This is a genomic window from Arthrobacter sp. UYCu723 (genome assembly GCF_054059215.1).
This window is the reverse complement of sequence record NZ_JBSSBW010000001.1, coordinates 395156-412153: the sequence shown is the minus strand read 5'-3', so window position 1 is coordinate 412153 and position 16998 is coordinate 395156. Positions and strand designations below refer to the sequence as shown.

At 68.2% G+C, this 16998-nt stretch carries 12 protein-coding genes, 1 tRNA gene and 1 pseudogene; 10 read left to right on the top strand and 4 right to left on the bottom strand.

All coding sequences use genetic code 11. From position 1 onward, the window contains the following. Positions 1-3: 3 nt before the first annotated feature. From ACVWZ8_RS01830 to ACVWZ8_RS01820, 3 genes are read right to left on the bottom strand one after another with little or no spacing between them, the layout of a single operon-like run. A complete protein-coding gene (locus tag ACVWZ8_RS01830; protein ID WP_456503607.1) occupies positions 4-2529 on the bottom strand; it encodes a transglutaminase family protein in 2526 nt (841 codons plus the stop codon). Beyond that, positions 2526-3962, bottom strand: a complete 1437-nt coding sequence (locus tag ACVWZ8_RS01825) for a DUF58 domain-containing protein (RefSeq protein ID WP_456503606.1) — start codon at positions 3960-3962, stop codon at positions 2526-2528. The genes ACVWZ8_RS01830 and ACVWZ8_RS01825 overlap by 4 nt, the downstream gene beginning before the upstream one ends. An 11-nt stretch (positions 3963-3973) precedes the next feature. Further along, positions 3974-5122 (bottom strand): AAA family ATPase, encoded by a 1149-nt coding sequence (locus ACVWZ8_RS01820; RefSeq protein ID WP_426979837.1) that lies wholly within the window; start codon positions 5120-5122, stop codon positions 3974-3976. Positions 5123-5356: 234 nt separating this feature from the next. Here ACVWZ8_RS01820 and ACVWZ8_RS01815 point away from each other — a divergent pair, with 234 nt between their 5' ends. The 5 genes from ACVWZ8_RS01815 to ACVWZ8_RS01795 all read left to right on the top strand — a co-directional run bounded on the left by ACVWZ8_RS01815 (position 5357) and on the right by ACVWZ8_RS01795 (position 11835). After that, a complete protein-coding gene (locus ACVWZ8_RS01815; RefSeq protein ID WP_426976566.1) occupies positions 5357-6244 on the top strand; it encodes a TatD family hydrolase in 888 nt (295 codons plus the stop codon). A 281-nt stretch (positions 6245-6525) separates the two neighbouring features. After that, complete coding sequence (locus ACVWZ8_RS01810; RefSeq protein ID WP_456503605.1) at positions 6526-7704, top strand: transglycosylase family protein; 1179 nt, start codon at positions 6526-6528, stop codon at positions 7702-7704. A gap of 232 nt (positions 7705-7936) precedes the next feature. Further along, a complete protein-coding gene (gene rsmA, locus ACVWZ8_RS01805) occupies positions 7937-8872 on the top strand; it encodes a 16S rRNA (adenine(1518)-N(6)/adenine(1519)-N(6))-dimethyltransferase RsmA (RefSeq protein ID WP_456503604.1) in 936 nt (311 codons plus the stop codon). A 94-nt stretch (positions 8873-8966) separates the two neighbouring features. Further along, positions 8967-9929, top strand: coding sequence for a 4-(cytidine 5'-diphospho)-2-C-methyl-D-erythritol kinase (locus ACVWZ8_RS01800; RefSeq protein ID WP_426976569.1), 963 nt, complete (start codon positions 8967-8969; stop codon positions 9927-9929). A gap of 76 nt (positions 9930-10005) precedes the next feature. After that, the gene (locus ACVWZ8_RS01795) at positions 10006-11835 is read left to right on the top strand and encodes an ABC-F family ATP-binding cassette domain-containing protein (RefSeq protein WP_426976570.1); all 1830 of its coding nucleotides are present in this window, start codon (positions 10006-10008) and stop codon (positions 11833-11835) included. 446 nt (positions 11836-12281) lie between these two features. Here ACVWZ8_RS01795 and ACVWZ8_RS01790 read toward each other — a convergent pair. Beyond that, positions 12282-12482: pseudogene (locus ACVWZ8_RS01790) on the bottom strand (TetR/AcrR family transcriptional regulator); the annotation flags it as partial. A 186-nt stretch (positions 12483-12668) separates the two neighbouring features. On the opposite strand from ACVWZ8_RS01790, the gene ACVWZ8_RS01785 reads away from it, so the two are divergent. The 5 genes from ACVWZ8_RS01785 to pth all read left to right on the top strand — a co-directional run bounded on the left by ACVWZ8_RS01785 (position 12669) and on the right by pth (position 16986). Beyond that, positions 12669-12740, top strand: a tRNA-Gln gene (locus ACVWZ8_RS01785). Positions 12741-12953: 213 nt separating this feature from the next. Then, complete coding sequence (gene glmU, locus ACVWZ8_RS01780; RefSeq protein WP_426976571.1) at positions 12954-14444, top strand: bifunctional UDP-N-acetylglucosamine diphosphorylase/glucosamine-1-phosphate N-acetyltransferase GlmU; 1491 nt, start codon at positions 12954-12956, stop codon at positions 14442-14444. Between the two features lie 5 nt (positions 14445-14449). Beyond that, a complete protein-coding gene (locus ACVWZ8_RS01775; protein ID WP_426976572.1) occupies positions 14450-15430 on the top strand; it encodes a ribose-phosphate diphosphokinase in 981 nt (326 codons plus the stop codon). Between the two features lie 241 nt (positions 15431-15671). Beyond that, positions 15672-16268 carry a 50S ribosomal protein L25/general stress protein Ctc gene (locus tag ACVWZ8_RS01770; protein WP_426976573.1) on the top strand — a complete coding sequence of 199 codons (597 nt, stop codon included), beginning with the start codon at positions 15672-15674 and terminating at the stop codon, positions 16266-16268. A 130-nt stretch (positions 16269-16398) separates the two neighbouring features. After that, positions 16399-16986 carry an aminoacyl-tRNA hydrolase gene (pth, locus tag ACVWZ8_RS01765; RefSeq protein WP_456503603.1) on the top strand — a complete coding sequence of 196 codons (588 nt, stop codon included), beginning with the start codon at positions 16399-16401 and terminating at the stop codon, positions 16984-16986. The last annotated feature ends 12 nt before the right edge of the window (positions 16987-16998 follow it).

Sequence of the window (16998 nt, the reverse complement as noted above, 5' to 3'; positions counted from 1 at the left end):
AGCCTAGCTCCGGCGCACCCGGCGGAACACGTCGCGGGTCCTCAACCAGGAACCCGCGACGCCGCGCCGGGTGCGCTTTGCTGTCCGCGACACGGCGCGGAAGGGTTCGGAGATTGACTTCCGCCAGCTCGCCATGACCGACGGCGGCAACCAGGCCGCACGGAGGCGCACGAGCGGCCGCGCATTGACGCGCAGTGCCGCCTGGACCGCGGCGATCCTGGCGGCAGCCGCGCGGGCGGAGCCGTGGTCGGAGCCGCTGGTGGTCCCGCCTCCGGCGCCGCCAGGGCGGCCGTACTGGTGGCGTTCGAAGTCGCCGGTGAGGGAAACCACCGCCGCGTGACCGGCAGCGTCAACGCCGTCCGGCTGTCCCAGCGCGGCCGAGGCCCGCAGGCGCGCGCTGAAATGCCGCGGCGTCTCGCTGGTCAGCGGCGGCACGCCGTAGTCCGTTGCGAGATCACGCAATTCCGCATAGGCCGGCGGCGCAGATCCATCGCCGTCGGATCCGCCGCCCCCTTTCAGACGCCTGCGCCGGAGGCCGTTGCGTGCCAGCTGGGGGGAGGCCGCCAGCAGCGCCAACAGCAGCAGCGCACCGGCACCATACAGTGCGGGCAGCAGCAGGTTGCCCGCATCCGTCGTCGCTCCCCCACCCGGAACCGGGACCGGCGCGGCGCCGGGCAGCGGGGTGGGTTTGCCCTCGTCGGCCGGAATCAGGCCGTCGTTGCTTTCGTTGGTGCTGGCGCCGCTGGGAGGGGCGCTTTCCGTGGCGTAGGACGGCACCACCCCGCGGGAAGGCGTCGGTTCGAACGCCACCCAGCCCACGCCCTGGAAGTAGAGCTCCGGCCATGCATGGGCGTCGCGGGCGTCCACCTCGAACTCCGGCAGCGCCCCTTGGTCCGCGATCGACACCGTGCCGCCGGTGGGACGCCCCGGGGCGTAGCCGACGGCAATCCGGCTGGGGATTCCCTCCAGCCGGGCCATCACAGCCATGGCCGAGGCGAAATGGATGCAGTAGCCGCTCTTCTGGGTGAGGAAGTCCGCCAGCACGGAGAGCCCGTTGCCGTCGTAGCCGCCCTGCACCGGGGACTGGAGTGAGTAAGTGAACTCTGCGGAGCGGAGATACTTCTGGATGGCCATTGCCTTCGCGTAGGCAGTCGGGCTGCCGGAGGTCACGGCTTCGGCCGTCGTGCGCACGATCTCCGGAACGTTGTTCGGCGGCCGGAGGAACAGCTCGGGGACTCCCTGGGCCGGGGCAGGTGCCTGGGCCAGCAGATGCGGCGTCAGCTGCGGGGCAACGGAGAGCACCACATACTGCTGGTTCCTGGAGTTAGTGTCGACTCCCTTGATACTGAGCGTTGCCGGATCCCAGCTCCAGCGCCCGGTCAGGCCGTTGACAGCCTCGGGGGCGTAGGGCGCGGGGAGGTAGGGGCTGGTGAACTGGCCGGTGTTGACGGCGGTGACAACCCGGAGCTCCGTCGCGATGGACTCGAGTCCCGAGTCCATCCTTCCGGTGCCCGCCCGGCGGGTATCCTCCCGGTCATCCGGAGCCCAGGAATCGCCGTTGAAGCTGTCCACGGTCACGGACCGGAGGTATGGCGCGGACGGTGCATTCGTGGCAAAGGTGATGCGGCCGTCCCCGGTCGGACTGCGCAGGCTGTTACCGAGGCTGATCATCGGGTTGAGTCCGGTGGCTGCGCTGAACGGGTTCAACCGCGAGCCCTGGGGAAAGGTGCCCTGGTCAAAGCCGGGGAGCACCAGCTGGAGCAGCAGCGTGACGGCCAGCGCCAGGGCTCCGGTCAGCGAGGCCCGCCGGAGCTGTCCGGGGTTGCGTGCAGTGTCCGCCCGGGTCCGTGGGTCCGGAGCGAACCACTGGCTGCTGGCCAGGATCATCAGGTAACCGACGGCGGCGGCCGCGAAACCGAGCGCGCCGACGCTTTGCGGCTTGACCACCGCCGGGACCACGAGGATGGCCAGGATCCCGAGTCCGCTCGTGGCGGGCAGCGCCAGCGGGAGCGCCAGGGCGTCAACCAGCATCACCAGCAGCCCGAGGACGGCGCAGATCAGCAGCACGATTCCGGCGTTGGGGGCCACGGGGGAGCTCTCCGCGAGGATCGTTTCGCTGGCACGGCGCAGATAACGGCCCAGCTGGGTCATCGTGGCGCCGGACGGGATGAAACCGATGAAGCTGTGCGGGCGGAAGAAGGTGAACGTCAGGATCATGACGAGCGACGCCAGGCCGCCCAGACCCACGAACACAGTGCGCCACCGAAGTGCCCGGAGGCCCGCCATGGCCAGCGAGACGGTAAAGACCGTTGAAAGCACGGGGGAGTACCAGGCCCAACCCCTCAGGACCCCGTTGAGGCCAAGCGCGGCCCCCGCGACGGCCGTGGCGATCGCCAGGGCCATCACCCACGGTTGCGCTCCCACTCGTTCCCGCCGCCGAGGATCGGCCGGGGCAAGGACGGCCGCCTGTCCTCGGGTCCCGGACACGCCGGTGCCTGCGCGGGAGTCCCGCTGCGGTGTGAGTGTCATGGCCTGGCCCCAACGCCACGCCGCACGTCGGCGGTGCCCGGAGGAGGAACCGATTCGTCCTGGTCGAAGGCTGTCCAGGCAGCCCGGAGCGCCGTCGAGGCGGAGACGGCAACCGCCCGCCAGCCGCCGCGCCGCAACGCTTCAAGGACTGCGCCGGAGTCCTGCGCCTGCTCCGTGATGACGAGGGCAAAAGCATTGGCCCCGAAGGCGGCCGCCGGGGCGAGATCCCGGGCCTCACCCAGCGAGAGGTTCCCCAGGATGGCCAGGACGGGCCCCCGCAGACGGTGCGCAGCCAGCTTGTCCATGAGCCGGTCGTCGAACGCTTGCGGCCCGGCCTCGGTTCCGGCGGGAGTCCCGCGCCGGGCAGCATCCTTCGTCTCCCGGTGCGGGTGCTGGGGTCCGCTGAGCTGGATGGCGGCCAGACTCTCGGCGACGGACTGCAGCCCGGTGGCGCCGATGTATTCCTCGGTCTCAGGTTCGGGGGCGGACGGGGAATGGAGGAAGGCAGGCTCGCCTGCGGCATCCAGGAAGCGCAGCGCGTAATTGCGTTCGGACAGGTGGGCGCCGATCGACATCGCGGCCGTCACCGCCCATTCGAAGGCCTCGCTCGTGCTGAGCTCATGACCGTCCGCGTCCGCAACTCCGGAGGCCTTGGCATAGGAATGGGCGCCATGCGGGAACGCCGCAAGCCGCTGGTCCAGGATGATGGTGGCCTCCGGGGTCGTGACGGATTCCTCCTGGCGGACCATGAGTTCACCATGACGTGCGGTGGCGGCCCAGTGCACTCGCCGCATCGGATCACCGTAGCGGTATTCGCGGGTCATGACGTCGTCGTCGCTCGGGTTGGCGCGGAGCCTGGTGGCAGTAATGCCGTCGTGGCCGCGGGCGCCGGCCAGGCCTGTCACCGGCAGATCGACGGCGGCCGGAGTCACGGTGAGTATATCGCCGTCGTCGATCGCGTGACGGTGCAACGAGAGCCCGAAGGGGTCGCTGAATTCGGCCATAACCGGTCCGATCCGGAACTGGCCGCGTTTCCCGGACCGCAGATGGTATTCGTAACGGCTGGTCCCGCCCACCGCGGAACGCGCCGGAAAGCGGAAGGCGGGCGATTCCCCGAACCGGGCAGGAAGGTGCTCCTCCATGAGGGCATGTCCGGATCCGGTCCCGATCCGGGCCACGGCCAGGCGGACCGTCGTGGTGGCAGCAGTTTCGACGGTTGACGGATTGAACTCCCGGTAAACCCGGAACCGTGGCTTGAGGACCCGGGTCCCGGCGAGCGAGAGCAGCGGCAGGACGGTCACGAGGATGGCCAGCGCCAGCAGGTCGCGGCGCCCCATCACCTGGGCCGCCAAAAGGAAGACGCCACCCGCTCCCAGCAGGCCCCAGCCGCGCGTGCTGAAGATGTTTCTGGGAAACCGGTCCATCAACGACACGGCGGGGCCACCTAGCGGAGATTCGGCAACTGGGACGCCGGTCCGGCCGCCGGGACAGGGCCCGGCTTCCGGCCGTTGGCGGACGCGGGGGCCGCACCGAGCTCCGGGTTGACCGGGATCCTGGCCAGGATGGCCCGGACGACGCTTTGCGGCGTCTCGCCGGTGCTGGCGGCCTTGCGGTCCAGGATGATCCGGTGGGCCAGGACCGGCTCGGCAACGCTGACGACGTCGTCCGGCAGCACAAAATCCCGGCCCGCGAGGGCCGCCGTGGCCTTGGCCGCCCGAAGCAGCTGGAGCATGGACCGGGGACTGGCCCCGAGCCGGAGCATCCCGCTTTCCCGGGTGGCGCGTCCCAGCGAAACCGTGTACTCCTTGATCGACTTTGAGACGTAGACCTGCTGCACCGTGGCAATCATCGCGGCCACGTCACCGGCGGTGACCACAGCCGTCACACGCGTCAGCGGTGACGTCGCCTGGTGGGTCTCCAGCATTTCCATCTCGGAGTCCTTGTCCGGATAGCCCATGGAGATCCGCGCCATAAAGCGATCCCGCTGGGCCTCCGGAAGGGGGTATGTCCCTTCCATCTCGATGGGGTTCTGCGTGGCCACCACCATAAAGGGCTCATCCAGTTTGTAGGACTTGCCGTCCACAGTGACCTGGTGTTCCTCCATGCACTCCAGCAGCGCCGACTGCGTCTTGGCCGAGGCACGGTTGATCTCGTCACCGATGACGATGTTGGCGAACACCGCACCCGGCCGGAACTCGAACGACCGGGAGGCCTGGTTGTAGATGGACACCCCGGTGACATCGGAGGGCAGCAGGTCCGGCGTGAACTGGATCCGGCTCACCGAACAGTCGATGGTGCGGGCCAGCGTCTTGGCCAGCAGGGTCTTGCCGACGCCCGGGACGTCCTCAAGCAGCAGGTGCCCCTGCGCCAGGAGCACGGTCAGCGCCAGTTTTGCGGCATCCGCTTTGCCGTCGATCACGGTGTTGATGGCCTGCAAGACGCGCTCGCTGGCCGCGCGAAACTCCTCCGCAACCATGGCTGCGGGCAACCGCGCCGGGCGCCTGGCAGTTGCGTTTCCCTCCACGGCGGAGCCATCCTGGAAGCCCTGGCCTTCAGGGAGAACTTCGTCTACGGAGGTGCGGTGGTAGTCCATCGGCAGCCTTTCAGCCCTGGTGCGTTCCTTGGCGGGACCGGCGCGGATTGCCGGGCCCGTCATCGCGTGTTCGCCCTTATTGCTATCAGAGTACTAACAGAACTGCCGGGGCTGACAGAGAGTTCCGGGTAAATCTCCGGCACCGGCCCGGAGACGGATTAACCCGCCCCGGTTAAAACGGCCGGTTAAGCCAGCCCGTTAAGCCAGCCCGCGGCTCCCGGTTAAGGTAGACGGATGCGCAATCCCCTCACTCCGGCCCCCTTCCGCGCCCCGGGCAGCGACGGTGCGGGCCGGCAAGGATACCCGCCCGCGCCGGAACCCCTTCCGGTCCCGGTCATGGACAACCACACCCATCTGGACTTCCCCGACGCCGAACTGACGGTCAGCATCACGGACGCCCTGGACGCGGCCGAGGCGGTCGGGGTCCATGGTGCCGTGCAGGTGGGATGCGACCTGGAGTCCTCCCGGTTCACCGTCCGGGCCGTGGAGCTGGACGCACGGCTGCTGGGCGCCGTCGCGCTCCATCCCAACGACGCGCCCGGCTACGCCGCGCGCGGGGAGCTGGAAGACGCCCTCGCCGAGATCGAGGCGCTCGCCTGGCATCCGCGGATCCGGGCAATCGGGGAGACGGGGCTGGACTATTTCCGCACAGAAGGGGAAGGACTGGCGCATCAGCGCTATTCCTTCCGCCGGCACATCGACATCGCCAAACGCCTCGGGCTGACACTGCAGATCCATGACCGGGACGCCCACGAGGACGTGGTGCAGGTGCTGCGGGAGGAAGGCGCGCCGGAGCGGGTGGTCTTCCACTGTTTTTCGGGCGGGGAGCCGCTGGCCAGGATCTGCAACGACGAAGGCTGGTACATGTCCTTCGCGGGGACCGTGACGTTCAAGAACGCGGTGAATCTGCGCGATGCCCTGGCGATCGCGGAGCCGGAGCGGATCCTCGTTGAAACCGATGCCCCCTTCCTCACGCCGCACCCGCACCGCGGCCGCCCCAATGCCAGCTACATGGTGCCGTACACGGTCCGGGCCATGGCCGAATTGACTGGAAGCGAGCTCTCGGGGCTATGCGCCCGGATCAGCGAAAATACCGTGCGGGCATACGGATCCTGGGCCTGAAAGTGCCGCCCGCCACCGACTTTCGAGCATACCTGGTATGCACAAAATCTTGGTGGCTTTATAACGCTACGGTTACAGTGGTCAACTATTAGCCGGGGTCGGGGAAGGCCTACGGATAACTTCACTCCTGCAGGGCGTGCATTGTGGCCAAGGTTCCACATGCGCGCTCTCGTTTGTGAGTGTGGCAGTGCACAAAGCTGCCGCGAACAGCCGGACCCGTTCCGGAGCTGCCCCTGGGGTGTTTGCGACGGCTGATCCTGTGCGCTTTTCCCCGTGCCCGGATGGTCCAAGAGATACGGGCAATCGTGGTCAAGTTCTTCACTTCGGACGGCAAGTTCAGCTTCGTCAAGGTCGGCACGCAACTCGTGGTGCTTGTGGCACTCGTGCTCGGCCTCGTGGCCTTCGTCGGCAACAACAAGACAGTCACGCTCAATGTCGACGGAAAAGTCAGCTCCGTGCAGACATTCGGCGGCACCGTCGGCCAGGTCGTCAAGGGCGCCAAGGTTGAACTGCAGCCGTCCGACAGGGTGTCGCCCTCGGCGGACGCCCATGTGCAGGACGGATCGGTCATCAACGTCAACCTCGCCAAGGCCGTCAAGGTCAGCCTGGACGGCGCCGAGCGGACCATCAACACCACCTCGCCCACCGTCGAGGGCCTCGTGACGGAACTCGGCGTCGCCAGCGCCTCGGAAGTGTCCGTCCCGAAGGACGCCCAGCTGTCCGTCTCCGGCTCCTTCGTGGCGATCTCGACGCCGAAGACGGTCAGCATCGTCGCGGACGGCAAGGCCGCCCGGACCACCACAACGGCAGCCACCGTCTCCCAGCTCCTCGCTGACGCGGGCCTGTCCTTGGGCGCCAGCGACCGGAGCTCACAGCCGGGCAACGCACCGGTCGTCAATGACATGGTCATCAAGGTCTCCCGCGTCGACGTCAGCAAGAGGGCGGATGTAACCGAGCCCGTGCCGTTCGAGACCCTCACCACCGAAAGCCCGGAGATGCTCAAGGGCGAGAAGGACGTGACCCAGGCAGGCGTGGCGGGCGCCAAGAACAAGAGCTTCAAGCTGGTCCTCGTGGACGGCCGGGAAGCGTCCCGGACCCTCGTGTCAGAGTCAGTCAGCGTCCCGCCGGTCACCGAGAAGATCACGGTCGGCACCAAGGAAAAGCCCAAGTCCGCGGCCCAGGCCGGAAACACCGGCGCCGCCGCCCCGGGGATGATGAACGAAGCCATGTGGGACAGGATCGCCCAGTGCGAGTCCACCGGCAACTGGTCGATCAACAACGGCAACGGCTACTACGGCGGCCTGCAGTTCGACGTCCGGACCTGGCTCAGTGCCGGCGGCGGAGCGTACGCCCCCAACGCCAGCCTGGCCTCCAAGGCCCAGCAGATCGACATCGCCAACCGGGTGTACGCACAGCGTGGCCTGCAGCCGTGGGGCTGCGGCTGGGCCGCCTCCCGCTAAGACCGGCAGCTCCGGCTGACCAGCACATGATTCACAACGGCTGCCGCAGCGTCTGACCACGGCTGCGGCGCCCGGCAGAGGCCGGGTCCGGTACTCCGGACCCGGCCTCTGCCATGCCCGGCTTTTGATCTGCCCGAGTTGTGGTGCGCGCCCTGTCCGCTGCCGGGGGACCGGCGCCGGCGCCCGGCTGCCCGGGCGCAGCGGACTCAAGCCGGCGGGATAGGATACTTAGGTGACTGAACCGACCCCCTCCGCGCCCGCCAACGTGGCCGGAACCGAGCGCGCCAGCGCGTCCGGAACCGTGCCCGGAACCACGCCTGCACCCCTCATGGGTGCCTCCGACATCCGCCGGCTGGCCGAGGAAATCGGGGTGCGTCCCACCAAGACCCTGGGCCAGAACTTCGTCATTGACGGCAACACCATCCGCCGGATCGTGGCAGCCGCGGACATCCACCCGGACGAGACCGTGCTGGAGGTGGGACCCGGGCTGGGCTCGCTCACGCTCGGCCTGCTCGACGCCGCCCGCGCCGTCGTAGCCGTCGAAATCGATCCGGTCCTCGCCGCGAAGCTTCCGGCCACCGTGAGCCAGTGGCGCCCCGAGGCCGTGAAGAACTTCCACCTGGTCCTCGCCGACGCCATGAAGGTCACCGGGCTGCCCGTGGAGCCGACGGCGCTCGTGGCAAACCTTCCTTACAACGTTGCCGTCCCGGTGGTTCTGCATCTGCTGCAGCATTTCCCCGGCCTCCGGCACGGACTCGTCATGGTCCAGGACGAGGTTGCCGACCGGCTCGCGGCCGGACCCGGCTCCAAGACCTATGGCGTGCCGTCCGTCAAGGCGGCCTGGTACAGCAGCATGCGCAAGGCCGGCGTGATCGGGATGAACGTCTTCTGGCCCGCGCCCAAGATCCACTCCGGCCTCGTCGCCTTCACGCGCAGGGAGCCGCCGGTCACCACGGCCACCCGGGAACAGGTCTTCGCCGTGATCGACGCAGCCTTCGCCCAGCGCCGCAAGACCCTGCGCGCCGCGCTGGCGGGCTGGGCCGGAAGCGCGGCCGAGGCCGAGCGTTGCCTGCGGGCGGCCGGCGTCGACCCCACCGCCCGCGGCGAAGTGATCGACATCGCGGCGTTTTCCCGGATTGCCGAAGCGCACGCCCGGCCCGAGGCCTGAACACCCCGCCTGCGTCCCCAGGCAGCCCCTGGGCGGACGCGATGTATTCGGTCAACGCTTGGAGCCTGGCACTGCCATGCCATAGCGTGGAGCCATGAACGCAGTGAGAGGGCGCTTTGCCGCGAGGACCGTCCGGGTCAAGGCTCCCGGCAAAGTAAACGTCTCACTCGACGTCGGACCCCGGCGCGGTGACGGCTACCACTCCGTCGCCAGCGTGTACCTCGCGGTGTCCCTCTACGAAGAGGTCGCCGCCACCAGCACAGACACCGGCGAGATCACGGTCAGCCTCAGTCCGGCAAGCACGCTGGACCTCGACGGCGTCGACATTCCACTCGATAAGCGAAACCTGGCCTATCAGGCCGCCGCCATCATGACCGATGTCTCGGAGCACTCCACCGGGGTCCACCTCGAGATCACGAAGCGCGTTCCCGTGGCGGGCGGCATGGGCGGCGGCTCGGCCGACGCCGCCGCCACCCTGCTCGCCTGCGACGCGCTGTGGAACAGCGGGCTCTCCCGCGATGAGCTGGCGCACCTGGCCGCTGAACTCGGCGCCGACGTGCCGTTTTCCCTGCTTGGCGGCACGGCCGTCGGACTGGGCCTGGGCGACGACCTGTCCCCGGCCCTGGTCAAGGCCCAGACGGACTGGGTGCTCGTCACAGCCGATTTCGGCCTGCCCACCCCGGAGGTCTACCGGACCCTGGACCGGCTGCGCGCGGCGGAAGGACTCGTCGTGGAGGAACCCACGGCCGTGGACGCCATGATCCTCAAGGCGCTGCGCAGCGGAGACGCCGATGCCCTCAGCCGGGTCCTGGTCAACGACCTCCAGCGGGCCTCCATCGAGCTGGCGCCGGAGCTCCGGGACACCCTGGGGCTCGGCGAATCGTGCGGCGCAATCGCCGGCATCGTTTCGGGCTCCGGACCCACCGTGGCCTTCCTCGCGCACAGTCCCGCGGCGGCCGCCGGACTGGCCGAGGACCTGCGCCACCATGGCCTCGAGGCCATGGCCGTCCACGGCCCGGTTCACGGGGCACGCATCATCTCCGATACGCTCCTTTAATAGCTCCGATGGCTTCGGTGCCATCCGCATGACCTTTTTCGCTTGACCATATTCTTATCTAGGAAAGCAGTTCCCAGTGGCACACCTGCTCGGCGGCGAGAACCTCACGGTTTCGTATGCAACCCGTACCGTCCTCGATGGCATTACCCTCGGCCTTGAAGAGGGCGACCGGATCGGCATGGTGGGCCGCAACGGTGACGGCAAGTCGACCCTCATGCGGCTGCTGGCAATGCGCTCCACCCCGGACTCCGGCCGCGTGACCAAGCGCAGCGAGGTCAACACCGGCTACCTGGACCAGAGCGACGTGCTCGACGGCGACCTCACCGTCGGTGCTGCGATCGTCGGGGATCAGGCCGACTATGAATGGGCCCGCAACCCGCAGATCCGCGAAGTCATGGGCGGACTCGTGTCCGACGTCGACTGGCACGCCAACGTCCACGCGCTCTCCGGCGGGCAGAAGCGCCGTGTGGCGCTGGCCAAGCTGCTGATCGAGGACCACGACGTCATCATGCTCGACGAGCCCACCAACCACCTCGACGTCGAAGGCGTCGCGTGGCTGTCCCGGCACCTGAAGACCCGCTGGCGGGCCAACCAGGGCGCCTTCCTCGTCGTCACCCACGACCGCTGGTTCCTGGACGAAGTCTGCACCAAGACCTGGGAAATCCACGATGGCATCATGGACCCGTTCGACGGCGGTTACGCCGCCTATGTGCTGGCCCGGGCCGAACGTGACCGCTCCGCTTCCGTGGTGGAAAGCAAGCGCCAGCAGCTCGTGAAGAAGGAGCTGGCATGGCTGCGCCGCGGCGCCCCGGCCCGCACCGCCAAGCCCAAATTCCGGATCGAGGCGGCCAACGCGCTGATCGCCGACGTCCCCGAACCGCGCGACTCGACGGCGCTGAGCAAGATGGCCACCGCCCGGCTCGGCAAGGACGTCTTGGACCTCGAGCACGTCTCGCTGGACTTCCTCGGCGGCGAGCCCGGGCAGAAGCTCTTCGACAACATCACGCTGCGGCTTGCGCCGGGTGAACGGCTGGGCCTCGTGGGCGTCAACGGCGCCGGCAAGACCACCCTGCTGAAGCTCCTCAACGGCGAAATCGAACCCACCTCCGGGAAGGTGAAGCGCGGCAAGACGGTTGTCACCGCGGTCCTGACCCAGGAGGTCAAGGAGCTCGACGACGTCTCGGACCTGCGCGTGATCGAAGTGATCGAGCGCGAAAAGCGTTCCTTCAACGTCGGTGGCAAGGAATTCACCGCCGGCCAGCTCGTGGAACAGCTCGGCTTCACCAACGAGAAGCAGTGGACCCCGGTCAGGGACCTCTCCGGTGGCGAACGCCGGCGGCTGCAGCTGCTGCGCCTGCTCGTGGGGGAGCCGAACGTGCTCATGCTTGACGAGCCCACCAACGACCTCGACACCGACACCCTGGCCGCCGTCGAAGACGTACTGGACGGCTGGCCGGGCACGCTCGTCGTCGTCAGCCACGACCGTTACCTGCTCGAGCGCGTCACGGACCACCAGATGGCGCTGCTGGGCGACGGCAAGATCCGCGCCCTGCCGCGCGGCGTGGACCAGTACCTCGAACTGCGCGAAGCCGCGCTGGCCGGCTCCACCATCACCGGCGGCGGCAACCCCGTCATCTCCTCAAGCTCAGGTTCCGCCCCCGCCGCAACCGGCTCCTCGGAAGCCGAGAAGCGCGACGCCCGCAAGGCCAAGAACCGGATCGACCGCCAGCTGGGCAAGCTCAAGCAGCAGGAAGACAAGATCCACGCCCAGATGACCACCGCCGCCGCCGATCCCTCCGCCGCGGGCCAACTCGCCGAATTGAACAAGAAGCTCAAGGACCTCGCCGGAGAACGCGAAGCCCTCGAACTCGAATGGCTAGGGGCCCTCGAAATCCTCGGCGAGTAATCTCCTGGCGGCCCGGGGGAGACAGGCCCAGTGTGTTGCGGCACGGCTGGACATGTCCCTCGGACCACTCAAGACCCTCAGGACATGTCCCTCGGTGCAGGCCACGGATGGACATATTAGTGTTATGTCCATTCCTCGGGGCCGGGGGAGCGCATGTCCCGCGGAGCGTTCGGAGCCCTGAGGACATGTCCCGCGGAGCATTCTTGGCGCCCGGAAGACAACTCCCTTCGCGCAGGCCAGCAATGGACATGTCCCTCGGTGCAGGCCTGGGATGGACATCTCCCTCAGAGCGCTGGAAACCCCCGGGACATGTCCCTCGGTGCACGCCACGGACGGGCATATTGGTGTTATGTCCATTCCTCGGGGCCGGGGGAGGGCATGTCCCGAGGAGCGCCGAAGACTCTCTGTCCCGCGGCAACAAGCGTGCCCCGCACCCGGCTTGGGATTCAGTCGTCGCTGCGGAGTCCGGGGTCCTTTTGCGGGCCGGTGAGGCCGTTCCAGGCGAGGTTGACCAGGTGTGCGGCGACTTCGCGTTTGTCCTGGGCGCGGCTGTCCTGCCACCGTTGGCCCGTCATCGCGACCATCCTCACCAGCATGTGGGCGTACATGGCGCCGTCGGCCGAGGCGAAGCCGCGGCGGGCGAATTCGCCGGCCTGGCCTTCCGCCCCGCCGGATGCCCTTGTGCGCTTGCTCACAGCACGATCACGCCCTGCGCGCCGTACCCCCGGCAGTCTGCGCCGGGTCCGGCCGGGCTTCCGGCGGCTGAGTCGCACGAGGCTCAACCTTCGTGGCAGAATTGGTTCTCGTGCCACCGGCTGAACGCCTGGGCATGGTCCGCCCTGGTGTAATGGCAGCACCCCGGCCTTTGGAGCCGTGGAGTATAGGTTCGAATCCTATGGGCGGAACCGCCGCGCATCGGCGGGGCGTGGAACATCCCCCGACGGGCGGGGACCGTCTGGGTCCAGTAGGATGAAGCTGACGCCGTGACCGGATTCTGGTCCGGTCAAGCCGCGCGGATCCGGCAGGCCAGGTGCAGCAACAGGGCCTCAGCCGCGGGGCAACTCAGATCCACCGAACAGAGGCGCTGAGCCGCGCCGCTGAGCAAGGAGAGCCCGTACGTGAGCCCCGAGAATACCGGCCCAGCCGCCGTAATCGTCCTAGCTGCAGGTGCCGGTACCCGGATGAAATCCCGTACCCCCAAGATTCTCCACGCGATCGGCGGCCGCTCCCTCGTCGGGCATGCGCTCGCCGCCGCCCGCGCCATCAACCCGCAGCAGTTGGCGCTCGTTGTCCGGCACGAACGCGATCTCGTGGCCTCCCACGTCGCGACGCTGGACCCTGAGGCCCTGATTGTTGACCAGGACGAGGTGCCCGGCACCGGCCGCGCCGTGGAAGCCGCCCTTGAGGCGCTCGACGCGCTCGACCCCCAGGGTTCGCTCGGCGGCACGGTCGTCGTCACCTACGGCGATGTTCCCCTCCTTACCGGAGCGCTGCTGGCCGAGTTGGTTGCCTCCCACGAAGCAGACGGCAACGCCGTCACGGTCCTCACCGCCGTGCTGGACGACGCCACCGGCTACGGGCGCATCCTTCGCGCCGCGGACGGAACGGTCACCGGCATCCGGGAGCACAAGGACGCCACCGACGCCGAGCGCGACATCCGCGAGGTCAACTCGGGCATCTACGCCTTCGACGCCGGCGTGCTGCGTGACTCGCTCACACACGTCACCACCAACAACGCCCAGGGCGAAAAGTATCTCACCGACGTACTGGCGCTGGCCCGTGAAGCCGGCGGCCGGGTGGCCGCCGTCGTCACGGATGACCGCTGGCAGGTCGAAGGCGCCAACGACCGGGTCCAGCTTTCGGCCCTCGGCGCCGAGCACAACAGGCGCACCGTCGAAGCCTGGATGCGCGCCGGAGTGACCGTCGAGGATCCGTCCACCACCTGGATCGACTCCACCGTGACCCTCGACGAGGACGTCCGCCTGCTGCCCAACACCCAGCTGCACGGCGCCACCACGGTGGCGCGGGACGCCGTCGTCGGCCCCGACACAACCCTGACCGACGTCCGCGTGGGCGAGGGCGCCACGGTGATCCGCACGCATGGTTCCGGCTCCACGATCGGCGCGAACGCCAGTGTCGGACCGTTCACCTACCTGCGCCCCGGCACCGTCCTGGGGGAGACCGGGAAGATCGGCGCCTTCTACGAGACCAAGAACGTCACCATCGGCCGCGGCTCCAAGCTCTCCCACCTCGGCTACGCCGGCGACGCCGAGATCGGCGAGGGCACCAACATCGGCTGCGGCAACATCACGGCCAACTACGACGGCGAGAAGAAGCACCGCACGGTCATCGGCTCCGGCGTCCGCACCGGCTCAAACACCGTCTTCGTCGCCCCCGTGCAGCTCGGCGACGGCGCGTACAGCGGCGCCGGCGCGATCATCCGCCGCGACGTCCCCGCCGGCGCACTTGCCGTGACCGAGGCCAAGCAGCGGAACACCGACGGCTGGGTCCTCGCGAACCGCCCCGGTACCGTCTCGGCCGCACTGGCCGAGGCCGCCGGCGCCACCCCACCATCCTCCAGTACCCCGGCATCTACAGAAGAGGGCTAGCAAACATGAGCGAAATTACGGCACGCGGCGAGAAGAAACTGGTGCTTGCCGCTGGGCGCGCACATCCCGAGCTGGCGAAGGAGATCGCCAAGGAGCTCGGCACCGAGCTGCTGCCCCTGGATGCTTATGATTTCGCCAACGGCGAGATTTATGTGCGGGCCGGCGAAAGCGTCCGCGGCACCGACGCATTCGTCATCCAGGCCCACCCGGCCCCGCTGAACAACTGGCTGATGGAACAGCTGATCATGATCGATTCGCTGAAGCGGGCCTCTGCCAAGCGCATTACCGTGGTCTCGCCGTTCTACCCCTACGCCCGCCAGGACAAGAAGGGCCGCGGCCGCGAACCGATCTCCGCCCGGCTCGTGGCGGACCTGTACAAGACGGCCGGCGCGGACCGGATCATGAGCGTGGACCTGCACACCTCGCAGATCCAGGGCTTCTTCGACGGCCCGGTGGACCACCTCATGGCCATCCCGCTGCTCGCGGACTACATCCGTACCCGCGTCGCAGCCGACGACATCACAGTTGTATCCCCGGACACCGGCCGCGTCCGGGTTGCCGAGCAGTGGGCCGAGCGGCTCGGCGGAGCGCCGCTGGCGTTCGTGCACAAGAGCCGCGACCTCACCGTTCCCAACCAGGCCGTGTCCAAGACCGTGGTCGGGCAGGTCGAAGGCCGCACCTGCGTCCTGATCGATGACATGATCGACACCGGCGGAACCATCTCCGGGGCGGTCCAGGTGCTTAAGAACGCCGGTGCCAAGGACGTCATCATCGCGGCCACCCATGCAGTGTTCTCCGATCCGGCCGCCAGGCGACTCGCCGAATCCGGCGCCCGCGAGGTCGTCGTCACGGACACCCTGCCGATCAGCGCCGACAAGCGCTTCCCGCAGCTCACCGTTTTGTCCATTGCTCCGCTGATCGCCCGGGCCATCCGCGAAGTGTTCGACGACGGTTCCGTCACCAGCCTCTTCGACGGCAACGCCTAACAGCGCTGCTCGAGCCGGGTCCGGTTTCATAAACCGCGCCCGGCGCTGGTAGCCTTGTACCGAAACCTTGGCGAGGGAGAGCACCGGTAATCCGTATTCACGGTGAACCGGACTGCTGGTCTCCGTTATCGACTGGGTCTGAATCTCCCTTCGGAAGGGTGGCCTCGCGGCCACCCGGCGTTGAAGGTCGCAAACAGACCTCCGCCCTTGCTGAACACCGCTAGTCCACTAGGAGATACCCATGGCTGAGCAGAAGCTCGCAGCAGAAGTACGCACCGAATTCGGCAAGGGCTTTGCCCGCCGCGCCCGCATGGACGGCCTGATCCCCGCGGTGATCTACGGCCACGGCGCAAAGCCGATCCACATCACCCTGCCGGCCAAGGCGACCACGCTGGCCGTCCGCGCTGCCAACGCCCTGCTGACCTTGGACATCAACGGCGAAAAGCACCTCGCCCTCGTCAAGGACATCCAGCGCAACCCGATCAAGCAGATCATCGAGCACCTTGACCTCCTGACCGTCCGCACCGGCGAGAAGGTCACCGTGGACGTTCCCGTGCACCTGACCGGCGAGCTTGCCCCGGGCAACGTCTACAACCAGGAAATGACTGTTGTTTCCCTCGAGGCCGAGGCAACCCACCTGCCCACCGCCGTCGAGGTCAGCATTGAGGGCCGGACCGCGGGCGAGCACATCCACGCTTCCGACCTGGTCCTGCCGAAGGGCTCCGTCCTGCTGGCCGACGCCGAGTCCCTCGTCGTGCACATCTCCGAGGCCACCGAGGTCACCGAGGAAGCGGCTTCCGAAGGGGCCACCGCGGCTTCCGAGGCTGCAGCCGAGTAATTCCGGCGAATTTTGCGGTGGCCGGGTCCCTTTGGGGCCCGGCCGCCGTCGTCTCCGCCGCCGGGACGTCGACGCGGCTCCGGCCGCCCACGCCCCCTGGAACCGGACCGCCCCACAGAAGGACTGATCCATGACTGACAACTGGCTGATCGTAGGGCTGGGCAACCCGGGAGCCGAGTATGCCCACAACCGGCACAACGTCGGGCAGATGGTCCTCGACGAACTCGCCGCTCGCGTCGGCGGCCGCTTCAAATCCCACAAGTCACGGGCCCAGGTAATGGAAGGGCGGCTGGGCATCGGCGGGCCCCGGTGCGTGCTGGCCAAGCCGCTGAGCTACATGAATGTTTCCGGGGGCCCGGTTTCGGCGCTCGCCAGGTTCTACGACATCGATCCCGGCCACGTCATCGCGGTACACGACGAAATCGACATCCCCTTTAACACTGTCAAACTCAAGATCGGCGGCGGCGAAGGCGGCCATAACGGACTGCGGGATATCTCCAAGGCCCTCGCCACGAAGGACTATCCGCGGATCCGGGTGGGCGTCGGACGGCCACCCGGGCGGATGGACACCGCGGACTACGTGCTGAAGGATTTTTCCGCCGCCGAGAAGAAGGAACTGCCGTTCCTGCTGGATTCCGCGGCAGATGCGGTGGAGGTCCTGGTCCGGGACGGCCTGCTCGCAGCCCAGCAGCAGTTCCATCCCGCGAAAGCCCCGTAGGCCCCGTAGCCC

Excerpts from the sequence above, each read along its gene's own strand:
- ACVWZ8_RS01830 (WP_456503607.1), bottom strand. The coding sequence starts at position 2,529 with ATGACACTCACACCGCAGCGGGACTCCCGCGCAGGCACCGGCGTGTCC.
- ACVWZ8_RS01820 (WP_426979837.1), bottom strand. The coding sequence starts at position 5,122 with ATGGACTACCACCGCACCTCCGTAGACGAAGTTCTCCCTGAAGGCCAG.
- ACVWZ8_RS01815 (WP_426976566.1), top strand. The coding sequence starts at position 5,357 with ATGCGCAATCCCCTCACTCCGGCCCCCTTCCGCGCCCCGGGCAGCGAC.
- ACVWZ8_RS01810 (WP_456503605.1), top strand. The coding sequence starts at position 6,526 with ATGGTCCAAGAGATACGGGCAATCGTGGTCAAGTTCTTCACTTCGGAC.
- ACVWZ8_RS01800 (WP_426976569.1), top strand. The coding sequence starts at position 8,967 with ATGAACGCAGTGAGAGGGCGCTTTGCCGCGAGGACCGTCCGGGTCAAG.
- ACVWZ8_RS01775 (WP_426976572.1), top strand. The coding sequence starts at position 14,450 with ATGAGCGAAATTACGGCACGCGGCGAGAAGAAACTGGTGCTTGCCGCT.
- ACVWZ8_RS01770 (WP_426976573.1), top strand. The coding sequence starts at position 15,672 with ATGGCTGAGCAGAAGCTCGCAGCAGAAGTACGCACCGAATTCGGCAAG.
- pth (WP_456503603.1), top strand. The coding sequence starts at position 16,399 with ATGACTGACAACTGGCTGATCGTAGGGCTGGGCAACCCGGGAGCCGAG.